The 23,002-nt window shown below is 43.3% G+C and carries 20 protein-coding genes; 17 read left to right on the top strand and 3 right to left on the bottom strand.

The annotated features are described in order from the left end of the window. From AACQ75_RS08015 to AACQ75_RS07990, 6 genes are all read left to right on the top strand, one after another. Positions 1-2,054, top strand: a 2,054-nt coding sequence (locus AACQ75_RS08015) for an actin cross-linking domain-containing toxin (RefSeq protein ID WP_170889816.1), incomplete at its 5' end; no start/stop codon positions are given. A 21-nt stretch (positions 2,055-2,075) separates the two neighbouring features. Continuing rightward, positions 2,076-2,876 carry a DUF4123 domain-containing protein gene (locus tag AACQ75_RS08010; protein WP_249339403.1) on the top strand — a complete coding sequence of 267 codons (801 nt, stop codon included), beginning with the start codon at positions 2,076-2,078 and terminating at the stop codon, positions 2,874-2,876. Further along, complete coding sequence (locus AACQ75_RS08005) at positions 2,873-5,014, top strand: phospholipase effector Tle1 domain-containing protein (protein WP_170889815.1); 2,142 nt, start codon at positions 2,873-2,875, stop codon at positions 5,012-5,014. Before AACQ75_RS08010 ends, AACQ75_RS08005 begins: the two co-directional genes overlap by 4 nt. 1 nt (position 5,015) lies before the next feature. Further along, complete coding sequence (locus AACQ75_RS08000; protein WP_170889814.1) at positions 5,016-5,753, top strand: DUF2931 family protein; 738 nt, start codon at positions 5,016-5,018, stop codon at positions 5,751-5,753. A gap of 22 nt (positions 5,754-5,775) precedes the next feature. After that, complete coding sequence (locus tag AACQ75_RS07995) at positions 5,776-6,519, top strand: DUF2931 family protein (protein WP_170889813.1); 744 nt, start codon at positions 5,776-5,778, stop codon at positions 6,517-6,519. Between the two features lie 76 nt (positions 6,520-6,595). Continuing rightward, positions 6,596-6,991, top strand: coding sequence for an MAPEG family protein (locus AACQ75_RS07990; protein ID WP_096036840.1), 396 nt, complete (start codon positions 6,596-6,598; stop codon positions 6,989-6,991). A gap of 5 nt (positions 6,992-6,996) precedes the next feature. Here AACQ75_RS07990 and AACQ75_RS07985 read toward each other — a convergent pair whose 3' ends face one another. Next, entirely contained in the window at positions 6,997-7,626 is a 630-nt protein-coding gene (locus AACQ75_RS07985) for an START domain-containing protein (RefSeq protein ID WP_026028159.1), read from the bottom strand. 175 nt (positions 7,627-7,801) lie between these two features. Between AACQ75_RS07985 and AACQ75_RS07980 the strand changes: the two genes are divergently transcribed. Continuing rightward, a complete protein-coding gene (locus tag AACQ75_RS07980) occupies positions 7,802-8,551 on the top strand; it encodes a substrate-binding periplasmic protein (RefSeq protein WP_170889812.1) in 750 nt (249 codons plus the stop codon). A 59-nt stretch (positions 8,552-8,610) separates the two neighbouring features. Here AACQ75_RS07980 and AACQ75_RS07975 read toward each other — a convergent pair whose 3' ends face one another. Next, a complete protein-coding gene (locus tag AACQ75_RS07975; RefSeq protein WP_017048118.1) occupies positions 8,611-9,567 on the bottom strand; it encodes an AEC family transporter in 957 nt (318 codons plus the stop codon). Positions 9,568-9,693: 126 nt separating this feature from the next. On the opposite strand from AACQ75_RS07975, the gene AACQ75_RS07970 reads away from it, so the two are divergent. The 3 genes from AACQ75_RS07970 (at position 9,694) to AACQ75_RS07960 (ending at position 12,888) form a co-directional block, all read left to right on the top strand. Continuing rightward, a complete protein-coding gene (locus tag AACQ75_RS07970; protein WP_170889811.1) occupies positions 9,694-10,302 on the top strand; it encodes a TetR/AcrR family transcriptional regulator in 609 nt (202 codons plus the stop codon). 147 nt (positions 10,303-10,449) lie between these two features. Then, positions 10,450-11,307 (top strand): alpha/beta fold hydrolase, encoded by an 858-nt coding sequence (locus AACQ75_RS07965; protein ID WP_115339947.1) that lies wholly within the window; start codon positions 10,450-10,452, stop codon positions 11,305-11,307. Positions 11,308-11,502: 195 nt separating this feature from the next. Further along, positions 11,503-12,888 (top strand): SLC13 family permease, encoded by a 1,386-nt coding sequence (locus AACQ75_RS07960; protein ID WP_017043564.1) that lies wholly within the window; start codon positions 11,503-11,505, stop codon positions 12,886-12,888. A 64-nt stretch (positions 12,889-12,952) separates the two neighbouring features. On the opposite strand, the gene AACQ75_RS07955 is transcribed toward AACQ75_RS07960, so the two are convergent. Beyond that, positions 12,953-13,576, bottom strand: a complete 624-nt coding sequence (locus AACQ75_RS07955) for a DUF2057 family protein (RefSeq protein WP_026027524.1) — start codon at positions 13,574-13,576, stop codon at positions 12,953-12,955. Between the two features lie 474 nt (positions 13,577-14,050). Between AACQ75_RS07955 and AACQ75_RS07950 the strand changes: the two genes are divergently transcribed. From AACQ75_RS07950 to AACQ75_RS07920, 7 genes are all read left to right on the top strand, one after another. Continuing rightward, positions 14,051-16,597, top strand: a complete 2,547-nt coding sequence (locus AACQ75_RS07950) for a glycosyl hydrolase family 18 protein (protein WP_170889810.1) — start codon at positions 14,051-14,053, stop codon at positions 16,595-16,597. Positions 16,598-16,789: 192 nt separating this feature from the next. Beyond that, positions 16,790-17,161, top strand: a complete 372-nt coding sequence (locus AACQ75_RS07945; RefSeq protein WP_026028428.1) for a GntR family transcriptional regulator — start codon at positions 16,790-16,792, stop codon at positions 17,159-17,161. Further along, positions 17,158-18,021: an ABC transporter ATP-binding protein gene (locus AACQ75_RS07940; protein ID WP_170889809.1), complete on the top strand. Its 864-nt coding sequence runs from the start codon at positions 17,158-17,160 to the stop codon at positions 18,019-18,021. The genes AACQ75_RS07945 and AACQ75_RS07940 overlap by 4 nt, the downstream gene beginning before the upstream one ends. Further along, on the top strand, positions 18,021-18,878 hold the full coding sequence (locus AACQ75_RS07935; protein ID WP_170889808.1) for a hypothetical protein: 858 nt from the start codon (positions 18,021-18,023) through the stop codon (positions 18,876-18,878). Before AACQ75_RS07940 ends, AACQ75_RS07935 begins: the two co-directional genes overlap by 1 nt. Before the next feature lie 326 nt (positions 18,879-19,204). Continuing rightward, positions 19,205-21,091 carry a methyl-accepting chemotaxis protein gene (locus AACQ75_RS07930; protein ID WP_094124805.1) on the top strand — a complete coding sequence of 629 codons (1,887 nt, stop codon included), beginning with the start codon at positions 19,205-19,207 and terminating at the stop codon, positions 21,089-21,091. A 161-nt stretch (positions 21,092-21,252) separates the two neighbouring features. Further along, entirely contained in the window at positions 21,253-21,987 is a 735-nt protein-coding gene (locus tag AACQ75_RS07925) for an IclR family transcriptional regulator (protein ID WP_010316838.1), read from the top strand. Positions 21,988-21,993: 6 nt separating this feature from the next. Further along, positions 21,994-22,830: an arginase family protein gene (locus AACQ75_RS07920; protein ID WP_013868324.1), complete on the top strand. Its 837-nt coding sequence runs from the start codon at positions 21,994-21,996 to the stop codon at positions 22,828-22,830. Positions 22,831-23,002: the final 172 nt, after the last annotated feature.

The raw sequence follows: 23,002 nt of genomic DNA, 5'->3' as shown, positions 1-23,002 counted from the left end.
AAACCGTGCTGCGCAGTGAAACGCACCAAGGAGAAGGGTTTAACGAGCTGAGCTTTGAAGACCAAGCGGCGCAAGAGAAAATCTACCTACACGCGCAAAAAGACTTAGATGCTTTGGTGCTCAATGACGCCACGGCGCACATCAAGCACGACCAGCACCTCACGGTGGATAACGACCAGTTTACGCACGTTAAACATAACCACCATCTCACGGTGGAGGGCGAAAGCCGCGAATCGGTTAAGGGTAGCTGTATATTAATGGTCGATGGTTCCTTGCACGTAAAATCAGGGCAAGTTTGGACTAATGAAAGTGGAGATGAAATCCACATCAAAGCTGGACAAAAAGTGGTGATCGAAGCTGGATCAGAAATTACCGTGACAGCCGGCGGCAGTTTTGTCAAAGTCGATCCTGCTGGTGTCCATCTTTCTGGGGCGGGCGTTAATTTAAACTCAGGCGGAAGTGCGGGCAGTGGCAGTGGTTTTAGTGGTGATTTACCGTTATTACCTGGTGAGCTTGAACTGCAAAAATCCCCCGCGCCACCTCAAACCATTCTTTACCAAGCGCTATTGCAAGCTGAAGAAGCAAGTATCCCCGCAGTAAGAGTTTGTCCTTTAGAGCAAACTCAAGGGTTAGTGAGCCCCCCACCGCCTCCACCTCCGCCATTAGCACCACCGCAACCTGTGCCGGTACAAGCAACGAATTTAGCATCAGATGCTCGTGTTCGAAATACAACTAAGCCTGCTCCGGAGTTTGGCACTCATTTCCCGACTTCCTCAATCGGTATCGAGAATGAGTTGAGTGGTTTGATTGTCGCGATGCCTGCCAATTCATCACAAAAATTTGGTTATGTAAAAAATGCAAAAGGCGAAGCGCTATTCATGTTGACCAAAGATATGAATCAAGGCAGTTATCATTGCCCGCCGCATCTTAAAAATGGTCGAGATTATACAGGGTGGCAAACTCATACAATTGAGCTTATTACTTACCCTTGTGCAATGGATGATGAAAAAGCCGTCGAGGATCGTAAAGCAGGTATGCTTTGGTTAGCGAAGTATTTCACATCGCACATTAGCCAGTTTAACCATCAAACGCTTGCGGCTACGAGTAGTGATGATGGTCAGTTTATTCTAGAAATCTCGAACGTGAATCATATTATCGCTGCTGGAAATGGTGTCTCTGCCGATTACCAAGGTCAAACAATCTCGATGACTCCGAGTGGGCAGCAGGTTACAGTTGGAGTTAGCGCTAAATTATTTGGAACGGGCGCTAGTGCAGAGCTTCGGTTACTTGAATTAGCCCCTTGGTATAAAAAATCACTCAAGGATAAGTTTCTGTCATTAACTCGCAGTGAGCAGTTGGATGATGAAGAAACGGCTTCCTCAGTATTTGCTTACTTAACGTCCATCTATATTAAAACCGCTGAGTTGTCGAAAAAATTTGGTATTTATATCAACGAGTGGCAGCCAGAATCAGAAGGCATTACACCTAATGCTAATGGTTTAACGGACCCTAAAGTGAAAAATGCTTGGGAGATATTACCAAGAACTAAGCCTTCGAAAATGTTAGAGGTATTAAGTGCTAAGGATTCTCGAGTCGTGCGTAGCAAAATAACTCCAGAACTTTATTCGGTGTGTTCAAATGATCTCGCCGTTAATGTATTTCAATACTTTCAAAATGGTGGAGAAGTAGCTGGGCATGGTATCAATAACGCCACCATTGGTGATCCTAAAAGCCCACAAACAGCGATACTTTTTGAGTTTCGAACGGTTCCAAACGCACTGCAAGGTTATTTACCCAAGGTCGAATCTACTGCAAAAACAGACACCAAGCTACTCGATGCATTTGAGGGTAAAAAACGTACATTAGTCAATAATCAAGTTGACGCTGTTATCCAAAATAGTGGCGATCAATTTGATCTCTGGTACCAAAACTATCGGCAGAGTATAAACATGCCTCCAGTCAAAAATGCGAAAAAAAGCGCTTCAGCTAATCATAAAGCCGAATGGGTCAAGGCGGAAAAACCACAAGAATGGCAACGCATTACTAGCCAATAACCATCAAAATACAGGGATGTAATGATGATTAATCAATGGGTAACGCAACAAAGCGGATCGGTGTATTGGCTTGTTGGATACAAGACAATCAAGCATGGGATGCTTGAAAACGGCGGGATGAGTTTCGAAAACATGGCCGTACTATTTCATGGAGATACTTTTTCTTCAGTAATGGGCTTATCTCCGTGGCTCGTTCCAGTATCTGGGAAAGTGTTAAACCTGCCAGTCGAGATTTTGCAGCAAGGTCTATTTCTAACCAGTTCAACCCGTACTGAAGTAATGCTCGATCATTTACAAAGTTTATTGATAGCTTCACTTGATGGCGAAGAAGTGATGTTTCGTTTTTACGATCGTGATGTGATTATTCCCATACTACGAGCGATGGATGAAGCCGAGGTGAATCACTTTTTAGGCAACATCAACCAATTGGTGGCGATTGATCACCATGAAGAAGACGCTCTCATTACCTTCAGTAATACCTCATGCAGTGAATTTGTGCTTCGTCACGGGACTTGGTGGAAGATGTTACCTCACCACCTAGCGCCTTTGTACAACGTAAATGTTCATGCAAATTCCTTAGAAAGACGTTGGTGGGAGCTACTGCCGCATCTTTTACAACGCCTAGAATCACCGCAGCAGACGATACTATCAGCCTTGCAATCAGCATTAGAAAAGCAAAATAGCTACGAGGTCGCAGAGCAGCATGCGTTAGTTGCGCTCGTCACTGAAACCGATACCGCGCTTGATGATTTATCCCATCCTTTACATTTAACATCGGATGAACTGAAAGAGTTAAAAGCCATTAAGGAGAGCTGGCAATGAGAAGTACAACAGGAGTTAGCCCTTTTTGTGCGCCGTGTGAAAATCGAACGCATTGGATTGAAATTATCATCCGTGATGAGTTCAATAAGCCATTTGAAGGCATCACTGGTACTATCACTGACTCTGCAAAGCATGAATTTCCCGTCGTATTAGGTGAAGCGCCTATCTTGCTTAAAACACTTGCCCCCGGCCCAGTGACGCTAACTCTCGATGCTGATCAATGGCTAAGAGAGGCTCAAGGTAAGCGGCGAAAACCCAATAATGAAGCTGACCCCACTTTAGATTTTGCCAAGCAATACCAAGACCATTTAGGAAATAGTGCTAGCTTTGTAAATGTGACTACTGGCGATCTAACCGAATTAGCGCCTGAATATGCTTTGCCAGTAAGACACCAGAAAGGTCAAGCGGATGCTTGTAAATTACTGACAGATAAAAGTTATGTTCTTAAAGTGAGAGGATTTAACTTTATTACCTTACGTGTAGGTATGTTTTTTGATGGTACGGCCAATAATAGCTACAGTGCGCAGTGGGGGAAAACTCAGTTAGAGAATTACTATCAAACATGGAAAATGAAATACAAGGTTGATTGCGACATTATTTCCAGAAAAACAGGGCGGCTTAAAAACGACATTCCTGCTACTCACTTATCGAGCGAGTGTTTTGATTATCCTAAAAAAGACAATTTCTTTATCTCTTTATTTAAAAATGATGAAGGCGAAGTAGAGACAGTGGCAGGCAGCGCCACTAATGAGCTAACCAATGTACAGAAGTTGTTTGAACGCTATATAAATAAAGAATTCTCGAACGATAAAGAAACCTATTTTCTTTCTGAATATATGACCGGAATTGGTACGGGGAATAGTACAAATATTGCTCCGGCTGATGAATCGGAAATTTTTGGGCAGGGGGCTGGGATAGGTAAATATGGTGTGACTGCTAAAGTTAGTACTTCTATAGATCAGCTTTCAACGTCAATTATGGAACTGAAATCTACCTTTGCTAACGCACAGTCGAATATCGTTGACGGTTTTAATAAGTTGCAGTTTGATGTATTTGGCTTTAGCCGTGGAGCTGCTGCTGCAAGACATTTTATTAATGTGGTTTTGGGTGGCGAGCAGGGCGAGTTTGCTCAGGCGTTTAGCAAGGCGTGCCAAAAGAGCGGCATTCTCTTAGCTTACGGGTTTGATTGGAATGAAGCAGATGAGGCTAAAGCCAGCTGTGAGATTACTTTTGCAGGCCTGTTTGATACCGTCGCTTCTGTGGTTGACCTACTCTCTTTTGATTTTTCAACTCATCATGACAATGGTGATGTGAGGTTATGGATTGATCCTCAGCGCGTTCGGCGTGCTGTTCACTTAACCGCCGATCCTACCATTGAGTGTCGCTATAACTTTAGCCTCAACCATCTTAACTCTGTTGATTCGGTGGCGCATTTTCATGAATTTGTCCTTCCTGGAGCCCATTCCGATATTGGTGGCGGTTACCATTCACGCCTGAGCTACAACAAGAGTGATTATCTCTTGCCGATCTTAGAAAAAAAGTTGGTGAAGCGTGCGAGCCGCTCTTTCTCTGACCGCTGGGATAAGGATCGCGCCGAGCAATACGTGAGAAGAAAGCTGGCTGAGTATAAACAGCGTGATTTAGCCACTGGCTGGCAGGAAAGTGACTATGTAGAGCCAGAAGTTGAGTTTATTAATCATGGCAAAAAAGAGGGCGGAAGAGTGGTTGGTCGCCTTTATATACAGCGCAAAGTGGAAGGTGAACTCTCTCGTTTATACCTCAGATTAATGTATGGTCTAGCTGAGTTTCATGGTGTTCCTCTTGAGGATTATGATGGCAAGATTTGGCATGTTCCGGATCCTTATGCGATTTATTACACAGTAAGAGATTTTCCAGAGCTAACCATAAATGGTTTAGCTGCCAGCTTTAAGGTTTTCAATCAAAAAGTACTGGATATGGCAAAGCAAGGACAGTATGCCAAGTTAGAGAGTGAGTTTGATGAAAAACGTAAACAAGAGTTGATGCAGTTAAACGTATTTCACCACTCGTCAGATGATAGTTTTGCACTTAAACCGCTTTGGGATGAAAGTAAAGGTTGCTATAAGCGCGCCAGCTACCCATGCGAAAAAGGAAAGTAGAATGTATTTGAAAAGTATATCTGTTTTGCTAATTACGGCATTGTTGAATGCTTGCTCATCGTATGCTGGGTCGATACCGGAGACGCCATGGAGTGTCAGTATCTCTATGCCCACTTTTTATCCTGTCAGTGTTACTCAAGCCTATGGGGTGAACGATGCGCAAGATTGGACATCCCCTTTACATACATTTTCTCAGTTTATGAGGATCAGTGCATTTGAAAATATCAAAAAAGAACTTCCTGACTATGATGGTTTTGGATTACCAATACATCCCTTCGCAATGAATCGACGAGGTGATCAGGTCATGCGAATTAAGCTACCACCTGATACTCTTTACTTGTATTGGGTTTCACTTATTAATACCCAGTTTTATGTCACCAAATATACTGTATCTGAAGACGTTAAAAGTTTGATGGCAAGAAAAAGTCTTTACCAAAATCGAGATGGTTCATTGGGTAATGTTTGTTATCGCACCGAATTCGTGTTCGGTTTACTGCCCAATGGACAAGCCAAGGTTTGGCTAAGAGGCTGTGGTAAAATCATCTATTTAGCTGAGCTGGGACCTGATAGAGTATTGGATCGTGATAGTAATGGGTTTGATGAAGAAAGATATAAACAGGGTTCTTTACTAAATGATATACAACAACGCGCAAAAGACGCAGGTGTATCAATTGACCCGATTCCTTGGGATAAAGTAAATAAGGTGTATTCAATGGAAGAGATCAAATCTCTTAACTAACAATCTTTGATCAGAACGTAAAATGTATCTAAAAAGTGTATCTGTTTTGTTGATCACGGCATTGTTAAATGCTTGTTCATTGTATGCGGGGACAATACCAGAGAAGGCATGGAGCGTTAGCGTTTCAATGCCCTCTTTTTACCCTGTCAGAGTGACTCAAGCCTATGGGGTGAACGATACGCAAGATTGGACATCCCCTTTACATACTTTTTCTCAGTTTATGAGGATCAGTGCATTTGAGAATATCAAAAAAGAGCTTCCTAGCTATGATGGTTTTGGATTACCAATACATCCCTTTGCGATGAATCGACGAGGTGATCAGGTCATGCGAATTAAGCTGCCACCCGATACTCTTCATTTGTACTGGGTTTCACTTATTAACACCCAGTTTTATGTCACCAAATATACTGTATCTGAAGATGTGAAAAGTTTGATGGCACAAAAAAGTCTTTACCAAAATAGAGATGGTTCATTGGGTAATGTTTGTTATCGCACCGAATTCGTGTTTGGTTTACTGCCCAATGGGCAAGCCAAAGTTTGGTTAAGAGGTTGTGGTACGACCATCTATTTAGCTGAATTGGCACCAGATAAAGTCATGGATCGCGATAGCAATGGTTTTGGTGTGGAAACGTATAAGCAGTCTGGTTCTTCATTAGAGCGTATTCACCAACGCGCAAAAGACGCAGGTGTATCAATTGACCCGATTCCTTGGGATAAAGTGGATAAGGTGTACTCGGCTCAGGAGATTAAGCCACTCCAGCACTAGAGATTGCTTTGAATCAGAGTGGTGACCTGAACGTGTTTGATGCACTACTATAGAGGCACTACTGACTTGAAAAGGAATGACCATGGTTACTGCTCTATATGCATCGATACTTTCAGTATTATTTTTGTGGCTAGCGATTAACGTTATTAAACAGCGTCGGGCTAACCAAGTGAGATATGTCGATGGTGGAGTACCAGCACTGCAATTAGCTCGCAGCGCGCAAGGAAATGCCGCAGAATACATTCCTATTACTTTAATCCTAATGGGGTTATTGGAGTTTAATGGTGCCAGCGTATGGTGGATCCACGGGGTGGGTATTACGTTTATCGTTGGCCGAATTTTACATGCCAGAGCGATTTTAAGTGACCAACTTAAAGGGCGGATTCGTGGTATGAAGCTAACGTTCAGTGCGATGGTTGTCTTGATCGTGCTGAATATTATTTACCTTCCTTTTGGCCAAGTATTGGGTTAAGAATGCTATTCATTCACGGCAGGGTGAAGTTTATCTTGATAGGTGGCCAATTCTCGGCGCAAGCCTTTAAATGTGGTAAAGGCACTGTCAGTGGACAGTTTGTTCACTAACCAGTTAGGTAGTGCACCTCCTGGATTAGCGAAGGCAATATAATCGATGTGAGTCATACCATTAGTCAGTTTTTGCAGCGTCCAATGTGCGTTGACTTGAGTGATACGGATGTATCCCGGTTGTTCAGGCAAGTAATTTAGGGCATCCACTATGTCTAAACTTAAACCATTAGGTAGCATCTCAAATTTTGAATAAGTCACCATATCTCTGTTTTTAGCTGGCCATGGTGCCGAGAATTGGGTGTAAACAATATTCTCGGTATCTGAAATTTTTTGCAGCACACGGCTGTTACTCACGTTATCTATCCAGTTTGGTACATGTTCACTGTCATCTAATAGCCGCATAAAAGCGAAATAGCTAGTGGGTACGAACATTTGCGCCCGTATTTGGACTAAGCCATCGCTATGGTGGCGCGAGTAGATCGTAATGCCGTCTTCTGATTTTACCTGTAACCAATCGACCGAAGTCGCTGCCAAACTAGCAACATTGCTAAATAGTAGGCTTAAACCAACTATCCATTTCATCATGGTTCTTTCCTCATTGATGTTGTAGCACGTGGCCTTATTTTTGTCGTGTTGGTTACAAAAAGTGGGTTTAAGAACTGCACTAGCATAAAAACATAAATATATTATGTATACGTTTTGTTTTATTAGTTTTTGTTATGTTTTTTAAAAGTTTGCTCAATGTTCAGGTACGGCAATGAAATCTTTAAGATGGTATGAGGTTTGGCTCTGTCTCATCCTATCATGGATTTCTATTCCCGCATGGGCAGCGCCATCCTCAATACACAATAGTCATATTATTCGTATTAGTGCTGGTGAATGGCCGCCGTTTATTGGTCAACACCTTGAAAATAATGGTTTTGTTGCTGAGATCATCCGTAAAGTATTTAAGGATGCTGGCTACGAAGTTGAGTTTCATTTTTTCCCATGGGCGAGAGCATACGCCGAAGCCAAAGCTGGACGTTATGATGCAACTGCTATTTGGATGTTTAACCAAGAGCGAACGGTAGATTTTTATTATAGCGAAGCGGTGAGCGATGAACGCTTCGTGTTTTTTCACCATAAAGAAACCGACTTTCACTGGGAAAGCCTCTATGATCTTAAGGGGTTACATTTAGGAGGTGGCATTGCCTACAGCTATGGTGCCGAGTTAGACAGATTGTTAGAGACGCAGCAAATAAAAATGTCTCGAGTCAATGATCCAAAACAGAACTTCGAACGGCTGGCGAAAAAGCGGATTGATCTCATGCCAGAAGAAATTCATATCGGTTATTACACTCTGGATAAATACTTACCGCAATGGCGAGAAATGATCACGCACCATCCCAAACCTTTTCTCATCAATAATAACTATCTGTTGTTCCCTAAAATGGGTGAACGAAGTGAACAACTGTTGACGCTATTTAATCATGGACTGAAAAAAAGCGATGTCTCCATGATGGAATGATTCGCTCTTTTTTGAATGGCCCTTCCTTACTTACTTTTCCGCAGTGAATTAAAAGGCGGTTAGATTAAGTTCAGAGATGCGAGCAGGAAGATGCCTAGTGTACAAGTAAACAGTGAAAATACGGTCGTCAATGCAATGATGTTGGCCGCTAAGGTTGCATTTCCTCCCATTGCTCTTGCCATAACATAACTGGCCGCAGCGGTAGGGGATGCACTCATCAAAAAGACTAGCCCGAGCTCTAACCCGCGAAAGCCAAAAAGTAACGCACCCGATGTGATCAATATCGGGGCGAGAATCAGCTTATGGGCAGTGGCAAACCAAGCCGGTGCTTTGTCGCTTCGGAGTGAACCTATATTGAGTGAGCCGCCAGTACACAGTAGTGCTAATGGTAGTGTCATATTGGCAAAGTATTGGCCAGCATCAGTGATCATTTTCGGGATTGGAAGGGATAAGGAATAGCATAAAACACCGAGCAGAATACCAATAATCAGTGGGTTTTTGGTGAGTGTTTTGGCAATTACTCCTGCGGCTTTGAGCCCTGAACTTTCCCCTTTTGGCGTGAGTGTTATCACCGCTTGAATATTATAAAGGATAGTGGTTGCGGCAACGTACATCGCCGCTAATGCTAGCCCAGGTTCGCCATAAGTATTTGCGACATAAGCCAAAGCGATAATAGCGGTATTCGCACGAAACCCGCCTTGGATGATCACGCCGTGATCCAGATGTTGTGGGAACGCTTTTTTGGTGAAAAAAGTCGTGAAAAGAAAAAATAGGAAATTAGCGAGTAGTCCATAGCCGATCAGTGCTGCACTGGAAGAAAAATCGTGCTGTGATTTGACGATGCTAAGAAATAGCATGGCTGGTAAGGTAACTTGGAATACGATGCGTGACGCGACATCGATGAAATTGTCGTTGATAACCCCCGTTCGCTTCAGTACAACGCCCAGTACTAACATCAAACAGATAGGCCCTGTAATTGAGGCCGAAAACAAAAGTTGTTCGATAATCGTTGTCATATCAATCCATTGAAGTTGCTCATAGCGTTGCTATTCTTCCACAGTTCCTCATTTTGCAAAATCAAATTTGCAAAAAAGAACGAACGTGCTAAAAATAGCATGGTATGAAGTGAGAGTCGGCATAATATGAGCAAAGGTAGAATTACAAGAGAAAATGTACTGAACAAAGCGTTCGAATTAGCCAGTGAAAACGGTTTGGAAAGTCTCACTATCGGTGAGTTGGCAAAACAGTGCGGTTTATCAAAAAGTGGTTTGTTTGCGCATTTTAATGCTAAAGAAAATTTGCAAATTGCAGTATTAGAGCATGCCCATTCTGTGTTTACTGAGCGTGTTATTACACCGGCTCGCCTGATTGGCGACGAGAATATCGAAGCTAAATTGCGAGTGCTGTTAGAGCACTGGTTAGGTTGGAATCATTCATTCCAAGGCAGTTGTATGTTTTTAGATGCGTGGAAAGATGCCGCAACTTGTGATTGTGCAATTCAAAAAGTACTTAAAAAAACCATCGCGACTTGGATTCATTACTTGCAAATTCAAATTCAAAAAGGGGTTGATAGCGCACAGTTTCATCCGAAGTTGGATGTAAAGCAGGCTGCTTATGAGTTGTATGGACTCTATTTAAGTGCTCATTTGTTCTACTCGATCTACGGCCAAATAGAAAGTTATCAACATTTTTGGAAAGGCGTGGACGATTTAATGTCTCGATGGCGAAATATAGTGAAGCAGCAATGTTAGCTAATTCTCGCTTTTCGCAGCGAGAAGAACGAGTCTGCAACAGCGAAGATGCACTTTTATTTAACAAAATCAAATATTTAACAAAATAAAATTTTTTAATTGTAAATAGTACGAACGTTCTATTTTATCGAGAGGAAGGGCAACTCAGTGAGTGAAAAAATCTATTTCAGCACCTCAAACACATTCAGTGTGAAACGTACATTGGTCAATATGAGCACTCGTCTTCATCACACGCTCGCACCGTCACATGCCAAAAAAGTTGCACGAAATGTATTGTTGACTCCGGCAAGAAGTAAGCCTCAAAACCAGCCGCCAATTGGCCTGAAAACTGGCCGTGTAATGTGCGTTGAAGGGGCTCTGACGACTTATCAACTCGGAAGTGGTCCCATTTGGTTATTGACTCATGGTTGGTCTGGCACGGCAAGTCAGTTTTATCCACTGATGGAGCATATTGCGGCACGTGGTTATACGGCATTAGCTTATGATCACCCAGCACATGGTCAAAGCGAGGGAGTGTATGGTCACATTCCTGCGTTTGTTGGAGGGTTGGAAGCGATACTCGATAGTATTGACAATGTTGCTGGTATCGTTGGACACAGTATGGGGACGGCCGCCGCATTAGAGTGCCGACATCATAAAATTGAGCATTGTCCAATGCTATTGGTCGCGCCCGTGCTGGATTATTTGGATAACTTATTCAGCAGTGTGGCAAGGTCTGGCTATTCGATGCGCTTATTTGAGGCCGTTGTTGCGGAAGTTGCCGATCAATATCGTTATCCCATTCAATCTATCGATCCTTACCATAAGCTTGCTCAGCGTCAATCTCGCAGCGTCATTGTTCACGATGAGAATGATAAGTTCACCAAATATTCTGTGTCAAAGCGAGCGGCAGAAGAAATCGAGAAAGTGTCACTTATTACCACCCAAAACCAAGGACATGGACGTGTGATGAAAGGTGAACAAGTTAAGTACGGATTTGATTTGTTGGCAGGAATACCATGCTAAGGTGTTCGTTTTAAGCTCATTTTAAGCCGTAATTGGATGGGTGTAATTTAACCAATAGTTTTCCATTTATTTCAAAGTGTTAAATTGTTAACCATAGTCTTGATAAGGTTAACAATTTCGCAATAATTATTATCTCCTTGTTTGAATATGTGTGATCATATTGTTGCCAGTAGGCCCTCATAAGGAAAAATAATAATGAATAGAAATGATAGTGTCCCTTTACCCTCCAACACCCGAGAATGGTTTTTTAACCGTAACAGCCTTATCATCCTAGCCGATATTGTCCTGTTTTTTGTCCTGTACAATGCCTTGCCTGTTGATTCTAATGTCGCTTTGGGCATTAGTATGCTGGCATTTATTGCTGTGCTGTGGTTAACGGAAGCTTTACATGTGACGGTCACAGCCATTCTTGTGCCTATCATGGCCATCGTTTTTGGTGTTTTTAACACCCAAACGGCGCTCAATAACTTTGCTAACTCGATTATCTTCCTATTTTTAGGTGGATTCGCATTGGCTGCTGCTATGCATCGGCAGGGTCTGGACAAAGTTATTGCCGATAAAGTTCTTATCATGGCGCGCGGAAAAATGAGCGTTGCGGTATTCATGTTGTTTGGTGTGACTGCCGCGCTTTCAATGTGGATCAGTAACACCGCCACCGCTGCGATGATGCTACCGCTGGTGCTTGGTGTACTCAGCAAAGTGGATAAAGACCGTGGTCATTCGACCTATGTTTTTGTGCTGTTAGGTATTGCTTACAGCGCCAGTATTGGTGGTATTGCCACCATCGTAGGAAGCCCTCCTAACGCGATTGCCGCTGCTGAGGTTGGTCTTTCATTTACAGATTGGATGAAATTTGGTGCTCCAACGGCGGCGATTATGCTGCCCATTGCGATTACTATTTTATATTTCGCATTAAAACCGGATCTTAATGGAGAGTTCGAGCTCAATTATGAACCTGTTACTTGGGATAAAGGTAAAGTCGTCACGCTTGGTATTTTCGCATTAACGGTTTTTTGTTGGATATTTAGCAAACCAGTCAATGCCATGCTGGGTGGTTTTGCGAGCTTTGATACTCTGGTTGCGCTGGGTGCGATTGTTTTGGTCAATTTTGCCCGAGTGGTGCACTGGAAAGATGTAGAAAAAACGGCAGATTGGGGGGTATTACTGCTGTTTGGTGGCGGTATTTGCTTGAGTAACGTACTTAAGCAAACGGGAACCAGCGTTTTCCTAGCCAATGAACTAAGTGCCCTGATCTCTCATTTAGGTCTGTTCTTTATTGTATTTGTGATTGCTGTTTTCGTGGTGTTCCTAACGGAATTCGCGAGTAATACAGCCAGTGCAGCGCTGCTTATTCCGGTGTTTGCCAGTGTTGCTGAAGCCTTTGGTATTTCACCCGTGATTCTATCTGTATTGATTGCTATTGCGGCTTCTTGTGCATTTATGTTGCCCGTTGCGACGCCACCCAATGCGATTGTGTTTGCCTCTGGACACATTAAGCAAAGTGAGATGATGCGAGTGGGTATGATGTTAAATATTGCTTGTATTGGCTTGTTGACCATGATTGCGATGCTGTTCTGGTAAGCTAAGCACAAACTACTTCAATACTAATGAGCTCTCAATTCAGAGAGCTCATATTGAGGTGTTATTACTGTTGGTTAACGAATTCTTTAAATCGTGCTTTCGTTTTCTCATCAGCCTTGTTGTACCAAAAATGCAGCATTTCTTCGGCGGCGTTTTGTACATTTCCTGACTGAGCTAGTTCATTTTGCAGCATAGCAACATCCGTCATTCCAATAGCCGCAATACCCCCTGCGCGATTATAGTCATTTGCTTCACGGATATAGTCACGACCTACTTGATATCCTTCTTTAAGAAGGCGATCTTGCTTTATCTCTAGTGTTTGGCCTGCTTGGTCAATCAGTGACCATTGCATTGTTTTAATCTCTTTCTCTGCTCGATGTGCATCACGGTATTCAGGCATGGCAAAATTCAGTTTTGCATCCTTTGCGGTGAATGTGGCAATGACTGCATCGCTTTCGATAATCACGCGGTCATTCCCTTGCGTAAAATAAGGCGCGTATTTGAAGACGATTTGTTGTTCACCATCGGCCAGCTCAAGGCTTTTCGCTGAGGAAAATAGGCTGCCAGAAGTTTCGGGCTTCTGACCATTCACCGCTAATAAGTTAATGGTGTCTGGAATTTCAAGAGTGATATTAGCCAATACAGAGGCACTAAAGATCATGGTTAATGTACATAAAGCCGGTTTAATTAGATTCATTATTTTATCCTTGCAAGCAATAGAGTAGAGGTTGCCGATAGTTGGTTGTAAAAGCAAGTTCTCAACGGCATAAGTGACTAATTTTCATTGAAATGTAACATCTTTAGTACGAGGCATGCGTCATGCATTCGTCAATATTATCAGATCGTTAGTCACGTGATAATGTCATTCTCTTAATTTTAAATTATGCCATTCAGTCTTCTTCAAAGGCCTTAATTAGCGTAAAAAATTAAACTTACCTGCTTTGCTTTGTCAAAATTCTGAATTCCTGACTCAGAATTGCTTTTAAGATGTAACACGGTGAATCCCCATAACAAAATTTTAACGATGACTCGAAAAGCGTTTTTATTTTTTTGCTAAAAAAAATAAGTCTTGTAAATACTGAAATGGATGTTCTTCAATGCCTTATCAGAAGAGCAGCTTGCTTAAATGTAAGTGAAACATTCAGAAATGAGAGATATAGGTATGAATCGTATTACTTTGTGCGCCGCAAGTATTGCAATGGCTCTTTCGGGCACGGCAATGGCAGCACCAGCAACCCCTAGCGTCGATGTCTATGGGTCGAATAATCTACAGTTTTCTAAAGTTGAATTAGCCATGGAAAGCACGGCTGGTTATAACCAAATGGTCAAATATTATGATCAAGCGCCGATTGCCGTTAAGTTTAACCAATGGAGTGGTACAACGGGCAACACATATAAAATCTATTTTGATGGTGCACAGGTCGCGACAGGCCCAATCACTGGCAGCCAAACCACCGCAAACTTCAGTTATGCACAAGGTGGTGTTTACCAAATGGCAATCGAAGCTTGCGACGCGACAGGTTGCAGCAAAAGTGCACCCGTTGAGATAACAATTGCCGATACCGATGGCTCACATCTCAAACCTTTGGTGATGAATATTGATCCCAATAACAAGACTTACACGACCGATAAAGATACGGTGGTTGGAACCTATTTTGTTGAGTGGGGCATCTATGACCGAAAATATACGGTAGATAACATCCCGGCTGATAATCTGACGCATATTCTATACGGCTTCATTCCAATTTGTGGCCCTAACGAATCATTGAAATCCGTTGGTGGAAACAGCTACAACGCGTTGATGACCGCATGTAATGGGGTGAATGATTACGAAGTGGTGATCCATGACCCTTGGGCGGCCTATCAAAAGAGTTTCCCGCAAGCAGGTCACCAATACAGCTCTCCGATCAAGGGCAACTATGCCATGTTGATGGCGCTCAAACAGCGTAATCCAGACCTCAAGATCCTTCCTTCTATTGGTGGTTGGACACTCTCTGATCCATTTTTTGATTTTACCAACAAGGCCAATCGCGATACTTTTGTTGCTTCAGTGAAGAAATTCCTAACCACTTGGAAATTCTACGACGGCGTTGATATCGACTGGGAATATCCCGGTGGTGGTGGTCAAGCGGCGGATCGCGGTGACCCAGTCAATGATGGTCCTGCGTACATTGCGTTAATGCGTGAACTGCGTGCCATGCTTGATGAATTGCAATCGGAAACTGGTCGTACTTATGAGCTCACGTCAGCAATTGGTGTTGGTCATGACAAGATTGAAGATGTTAATTATGGCGAAGCCATTCAATATATGGATTACATCTTTGCCATGACTTATGACTTTTATGGCGGTTGGAATAACGTATTAGGCCACCAAACCGCGCTTTACTGCGGATCATTCATGCGCCCTGGTCAGTGTGATGGAAAAGGAGTAGATGAAAATGGCGAACCTTATAAAGGCCCTGCTTATACGGCGGATAACGGTATCCAGTTACTGCTAGCACAGGGTGTCCCTGCTAATAAGTTAGTCTTAGGTGCGGCTATGTATGGCCGTGGCTGGGAAGGGGTGATGCCGGCTTCATTAAGTGATCCAACCGATCCGATGACAGGGGTAGGTAACGGAAAATTGAAAGGCACTTCCGCGCAAGGCGTGTGGGAAGCGGGTGTGATTGACTATAAAGGCATCAAATCATTCATGTTAGGGGCTAATAATACCGGTATTAATGGCTTTGAATATGGATACGATGCACAAGCTGAAGCACCTTGGATTTGGAATCGTACAACGGGCCAACTGGTTACTTTTGACGATAACCGTTCAATCAAAGCCAAAGGCGCCTATGCTCGAAACCTTGGTTTGGCCGGGTTGTTCTCTTGGGAGATTGACGCTGATAATGGTGACATCCTAAATGCGATGCATGAAAGCTTAGCAGGAGGAGGTACTACACCCCCCGCGAACCGCGTGCCCACTGCAAATGCAGGTGTTGATCAATCGGTGGTCGGTCCGGTGAGTGTTATTCTTGATGGCGGTGCATCAAAAGACAGTGATGGCACTATTGTCAGTTACGTGTGGCAGCAAACGGCGGGCACAGCAGTGAGCTTAGTAAACGCTAATTCTGCACGAGCCAGTTTTGACGCGGCCGAAGTGGCACAAGTACAAACGCTGACGTTCAAGTTGACGGTCATAGATAACAAAGGTGCAACGGCTTCTGATGTTGTGACTGTAACGGTCAAACCTAAAGCAACTGAGCCTGTGAACACGCCACCAGTGGCGGTGATTACTGCGCCAAGCAATGTCAGTGCTGGTGAGGTTGTGGTGGTGGACGCTTCCGCTTCAAGTGACGTCGATCAAGACACCTTAACTTTCGTATGGGATGTACCTGCAGGCCTAAATGCAACCATTCAAGGTGCGAGTGTTTCGTTTGTTGCTCCTGAGTATACACAAGACACCACGCTAAGCTTCACTGTAACTGTCAGTGATGGTAAAGCGGCGGCCTCTGCAAGTGCATCGGTTATCGTGGCGAAGAAAGATTCTGGTGGTGACACTTGCAGTAACTTGTGGGATAAATCAGCGGTTTATACTGGCGGTCAACAAGTTTCTTGGGCTGGTAAAGTATGGGAAGCCAAGTGGTGGACAACTGGCGAAAACCCATCGACTACTGGTGTGTGGGGAGTATGGAAAGAGATTGGTCCTGCGAGTTGTCCAACAAGCTGATTGCTTTAATAAACCAGCCACCTCAATGAGCTAACGGGTTTAATAAACTTTTTATTGCAAACAATGACTTCAAGCCTCGTTCTAACACGAGGCTTTTTGTGCGTTTTTCTATGTTTTTTCATTCATCACTTGCAATTCAATACTTTTGCTTTAGTGTTATATATGTGTATAACACTATATCGGTATAAAATTGTGACAGATTGGCAAGATAACCAACCCATATTCCGTCAGCTAGCCGACAAAATTACCGAGCAGATCCTACAAGGTATTTGGCTAGAAGATAGTGCGTTGCCTTCGGTAAGAACCGTTTCGGCAGATATGAAAATCAATCACTTAACTGTCATGAAAGGCTATCAACTGCTTGTTGACGAAGGCATTGTTGAAAAAAGACGAGGTCAAGGTATGTATGTCGCGAAAGGAGCGCTAGCGCAATTACAGGCGAAACAAAAGCAGCACTTTTTAGAGCAACAGATCCCAGAAATTGCACAAACACTCAAGCTATTGGCGATGCCACTTGAGGATTTTATCAACCAACTACAACAGCATATTGAAGGTGACCAATGAATCCATTAGTCGAAGTCAACGGTGTATCTAAACAGTACGCAAAGCATGCCGAGTCGGAAGCTCTGCAGAATGTGAGCTTTAAGCTCTACGCAGGACAGGTGCTCGGTTTGCTCGGACATAATGGTGCGGGCAAGTCGACCTTAATTAAGTCGTTGCTCGGTGCTCACCATTATCAAGGTGACATTTTGATCCAAGGCTTAAATCCGATTACGGAACATGCGCAAGTGATGGCGCATCTTTCCTACATTTCAGACGTCAATGTGTTGCCAGATTGGATGACGGTTAAACAAATTTTGCGTTATACGTCAGGCGTGCATCCCAGCTTCTCGTTAGACAAGGCCACGCAAGTCCTTGCACAAACCAACATTCGTTTATCAAGTAAAATTCGTACCTTATCAAAAGGGATGAAAGTACAACTGCATTTAGCCATTGTGATTGCCACCGATACCAAAGTGCTGATTTTGGATGAGCCAACTCTTGGCTTGGACCTAATCTATCGTGATACCTTCTATCGTCACTTGCTAGAATGGTTCCATGATGGTGAGCGTGCCTTGATTATTGCTAGCCATGAAGTATCGGAAATTGAGCATTTGCTAACGGATGTGCTGATCTTGAAGCAAGGTAGAGTCGTGCTGCAAGACTCAATGGAGGCGATTGCACAAGGATATTTTGTTCTAGAGGCCAGTAACGCATATCAAGACGTTATCCAAACCTATCGCCCTTTGGCATCTCAGCCAAGCTTGGGAACAACAAAGTGGTTGTTGACTTCAGAACACCGTCAAGCCGTTGAAGGGCTTGGTTCTATTTACAGTGTAAAACTTGCTGAACTATTTCTTGCCTTGCAGAAGGAGAACGCATAATGCACCCCAGTATTTATATGCTTGAAAAAGAGCTGATTGAAAACAAAAATGTTACGCGTATTCCTTTGTTTCTATTGGTATGCGGAACCCTATTGTTCATCAGTTTATTAATGAACAATACACTGCAACATAACTTGTTTTTTGAGATGGAATTTGGTGGCGACATCAGCGATGTCCATATTGAATTTGTGGATGATTTCAACACCTTTATCATCATGCTTGTTGGTTTTATTTCGCTAATGCTCAGTTCACTCTATTTCCCCAGAACATTCCGCAAGGAACGTAAAGAGGGAAGCTCAATGTTCTGGCGCAGCATGCCAGTGACGAACAATATGACTCACATAGTAAAACTGGGGTTTGGTCTATTTGTAATCCCTGTGGTCTGTTCCGTGTTAGTCATTTGTGCGGACGTTCTACTGTGGGGGCTTAACTTGACGACAGAAAACCGTTTAGCCCTATTATTTGAACAGCGTTCTCTAGGATATGCCGTTCAACACTGGTTGAATTACCTCAGTATCATGTGGGTGATTGCTGTGACGATGCTGCCATTAGCCTGCTTTACTTTAGTTATTTCACAGATATTTAATTCGCCGATCCTTGTGATGTTCGTGGGCGGTTTCGCGCTTAAATGGATCTCGATTGTTATGCTGAATTCTGACATTGTAGGGGAGTTTTACCACGCGATTTTCAATTTGCCGTTGCAGTTAATGACTTCTTCAAACATGTTCACGGCTTTCGAAGGTACTGGTTGGGGTAATTTATTTGTGTATATCATGATTGGTATCGCCAGCTACTGGATTAGCCACAAGCTCTATAGTACTGATGAACTTTCATTGAAGTCACTGTTGACCCGATAAGTTTCTGGTTAAGCTTAATCCAAAAGAGAGCGTTTGTTCTCTTTTTTTTCGCCTATTTCCTGCGGTTACTATGGTGAGGATAGAAAAGGTTAGACCAGAAAAATTCACTCAAAATTAGAAGTTAATTCCAAAGTGATGAGTAATCAACTCTCTGACTCACATGATATAAATGTGTTAAATGCACTATGCTATTTTGTAGTCCTTTGTGAGCAATGACAAAGACGTGGACCGCTTCAAGTTTTATTTTGAGGCTTGAAATTATAATGTCCAATTGATCGAGAATTCTATCGGTTTGAGTTAAATTACTATTACAAATAGGTCTACCTATGTTTAAAAAAATGTCGTTAAAAAACAAACTGGCGATTTCAGCCAGCGCTGCCATTATTCTTGGGGGATTACTCGTTGAAGCATTGTCGTATCGAGCTGCACTGGAGCGATTAGATATTGATGTTGAACAACGATTACAAAGTACCACCGCTTCTTATAATCAGTATGTGACGGACTGGTTACTGTCGAAAGAGCGTGCTTTAACCTCGCTGTCGCAAGATGCCGAGAAACAAGCCATCGTGACACATTTAAAACAAGTTCGAGATTCTGCAGCGTTTGACAACGTATTTCTTGCTTACCCCGACGGTTCGCAAAACAACGCTAATGGTGTCATCTTGCCGCCGGGGAACGATGATCCGCGCAAATGGGGCTGGTATACAAACGCTAAAGCAAACCCATCAAAAGTGTTTATGGATAACCCAACCGTTGCTGCGGCAACGGGCGCTAATGTGGTTTCATTAGGTAAGGCACTGAATTTAAATGGCCAACAAGTCGTTTTAGGTGCCGACGTAGAAATTACTGACATCCTCAACAGCATGAAGCAAGTTATTTTGCCGGGTGAGGGATATATGTTTATTGCTAACGATAAAGGCAATATTTTTACCCATAGTGATACTAAGCTGCTCAATAAAAGTGTTTCTGATCTGGGTTTAAATTTCGCTGATATCCGCCAAGCGATTGCGAAAAGCAGCGATTTATTGGTGGATATTCGAGGTGAGGAGTATGTTCTCTACGCTCGAAGCATCAACGGAACGAATCTCAGTACTGTTGTGGTCATCAATCACGATTCGCTCATCGCACCTTTATCTGAAGCTACCTTCAGCCAGCTCATTGTTACTGCCGTTGTGGTCATACTCTGTACTCTGCTGTTCAACTTATTGTGTAATATTTTGTTCCGTCCTTTGAATAATGTTTCTCAAGCGTTGGCACAAATTGCAAACGGTAGTGGTGACTTAACCCAACGTATTGAAGTAGAGAACAGCGATGAAGTAGGTGAATTGGCCAGAAACTTCAATACCTTTGTGGAAAGTTTACAACAACTTATTGGCCATATTCGTCACCAGTCTCATCAATTGGAAGCGCAATCAGAACATGGCGCGCATCGCGCTAATCAATCGGCATCAGAGCTTAGTCACCAGCAGCAAGAAATTGTGATGGTCGCTACTGCGGTCACTGAAATGGCGTCGGCAACGCAAGAGATAGCCTCTCACGCAGAGCAAACGGCAAAAGCGGCGCAAGACTCGGCAACCAGCACCAACAATGGACATGCCTTGGTGATTCATACCAAAGGCTCGATCAATAACTTGGCAAAATCAGTGAGTGAGGCCAGTGGCGTGATTGCCGCACTAAACCAACACGCGCAAGAGATTTCGACCGTACTGGCAACCATTCAAGGCATTGCAGAACAAACCAACTTACTTGCGCTGAATGCGGCTATTGAAGCTGCGCGAGCCGGTGAGCAAGGCCGAGGTTTCGCCGTGGTAGCAGACGAAGTTCGTGTGCTTTCTCAGCGCACCCATACTTCTACCGAAGAGATAAAATCAACCATTGATACCCTGCAAGAAACCACTAAACGTGCGGTATCGTTGATGCAAAGCAGCTCAACGCTCGCTGAGAACTCAGTGGAAGATGCCGATAAAGCATCCGGTGCGCTTGAAGAAATTAAAGCAGCGGTTGCCTTGATCAGTGATATGGCGACGCAAATTGCGACGGCAGCCGAAGAGCAAACGCATGTGACTAGTGAAATTACACAAAATGTTACTTCTATCAAGGATGTGACGGAGCAACTGGTCATTGGTGCAGAAGATAGCTTGAGCCAATCCAATGAACTCAAGCAGCAAGCGGAAGAGCTGAGTGCAAAAGTGGCGACATTTAAATTAGCGTAACGGTTGTTTCTTTCTTATTCAAAAGGCTCTGCGGAGCCTTTTTTTGATCAGATTGTTATGTTTTCTCACTTGGTGAGAAAGCAAGTCTGTTATTAATCTTAAATTCTCGATATATAAGAATCATAGTTGAGGCGTGGAATAAATGAGGCTAAAAAGAAAACATGAACGAAACGAAATTATCGGCCAGCCAAGTTAATGAAAAGTCACTGCAATTATTGATGCAAGTGGCGGTAAATGAAGAGCCAGTATCAGCGAAAACCTTGAGCGAACAATTGCAAGTTCCGCTGAGTAGTTTGTACCGACATCTGAAGATTTTGAAAGAGTGGAACTTGATCGAAGAGAGCCCACACGACAAAACGTTGATCATCGGTTCGGCGGCTCTACTTTTAATGCGCAGTTATGAAACGAGTCAACACAATTTAGATGCAGTCGATGCGGTGTTAAGTCGATTACAGAAACAGACAGGCGAAATGGCGGCATACATGGTTCCGGTGGGATACCGAGCCTTGTGCGTTAGCCAAAAAGAAAGTATGCAGGCACTTCGATGCAGCTTCGTCCAGGGTCAAAGTCAACCCCTGCTTCGAGGTGCCTCATCTAAAGTGATGTTGGCGTATTTACCCGCTCCGCGCTGTGAAAAAATTCTTCGTTATTTTGGTGAAGACCACCAAATGGAAAAATGGCAGACAGAGTTGGAAAAAATACGTCGTAATGGGTACGCCGTGAGCACGTCAGAAATTGATCCTGGCGTTTCCGGAATTAGTGCCCCCGTAATGAAAGGGAGTAAGTTGATCGGCGCAATTTCAGTGATGGCTCCAGCCCATCGTGTTGAAACCAACAAGCAGCGGATCATTTTACATGTATTACAGGCAGCAAGAGCGTTGCCACCAGAAAGGTAATTCATAATGCTAAGTTTATTCAAACGCTACCGTATGAGTCGTACACAGAGCCAACCCGCTTATCCATTCACGTTCATGACACTCTGTGAACAGATAAAGCCAATGTCTCAAGTAGAGTTTGAATTTGCTCAGCAGAGCCTTGAATTTGCATCAGATTGGCTCTATCAGCGTCAATCCACGCCTTGTTACTCTGATGCGGGACATATAGTCGTCAAAGATAAAAATGCCACCCGTTTTCAAGACACCTTGAGCCATCAATTAGCACTGAGCTCAGTGCCCGTCGTACTAGCGAATTGTCACGAAATGCTGCTCAATGCATTACCAGTGATGGCTTTTGAGAATGACGAAGTTGGTATTGTGAGTATCGGACATCATTTTGAGCTGAAACAAACGCTGGACCTACAAGTTGGCTCTGCATTTCATTTTGCACTCTCTCGCTATAACAATACGCGCCTATTTTGTATTGGAATTGATGAAATGCATCAATCCAACCAAGTGTGGGAGTATGCAGAAGATTTAGGCTGTGATTGGTTAACGCTGAATGAGTGTGGTTTTCGTCATCGTAATCAACTAAAAAGCCAATTAGGTCACTACATAGAGCATTGTGATCAACTGATCGTGACGATTGATTTAGCCTCTTTAGTTCCGGGAGTGGGGGTTGATGAGAACAACGCGTTAGATAACCAAATGGTACTAAGAACGTTAAGGCAATGTGCGCTTTCGGGCAAGGTAAAGCTTATCCAACTGGTGGGGGCGAAGGATAAATTGATTTATTCTAAGCAGACCAAAGAAATTTTAGATGAGCTATGTGCTTTATCGCCAGATGTGATCCACGCTGCGTAGTGACATATTGATTCTCATACATACCAAACAAAAACCCCCAGCTGTCTGTAATGCCGATCAGTTAAGGCCAAAGTGATCGGTTGAACGATCCTTCAGAGCTGTCAAAATCCAAGTGTATTTAATGCACTTGGATTTTTTTATGGATGTTTCTCAAGCTCTAAACATAATTAAT

The sequence above is a fragment of the Vibrio sp. B1-2 genome (genome assembly GCF_963888445.1).
Lineage (GTDB): Bacteria > Pseudomonadota > Gammaproteobacteria > Enterobacterales > Vibrionaceae > Vibrio > Vibrio anguillarum.
Note: the sequence above shows the minus strand (reverse complement) of the source record. Positions and strands in the feature narration are given on the sequence as shown.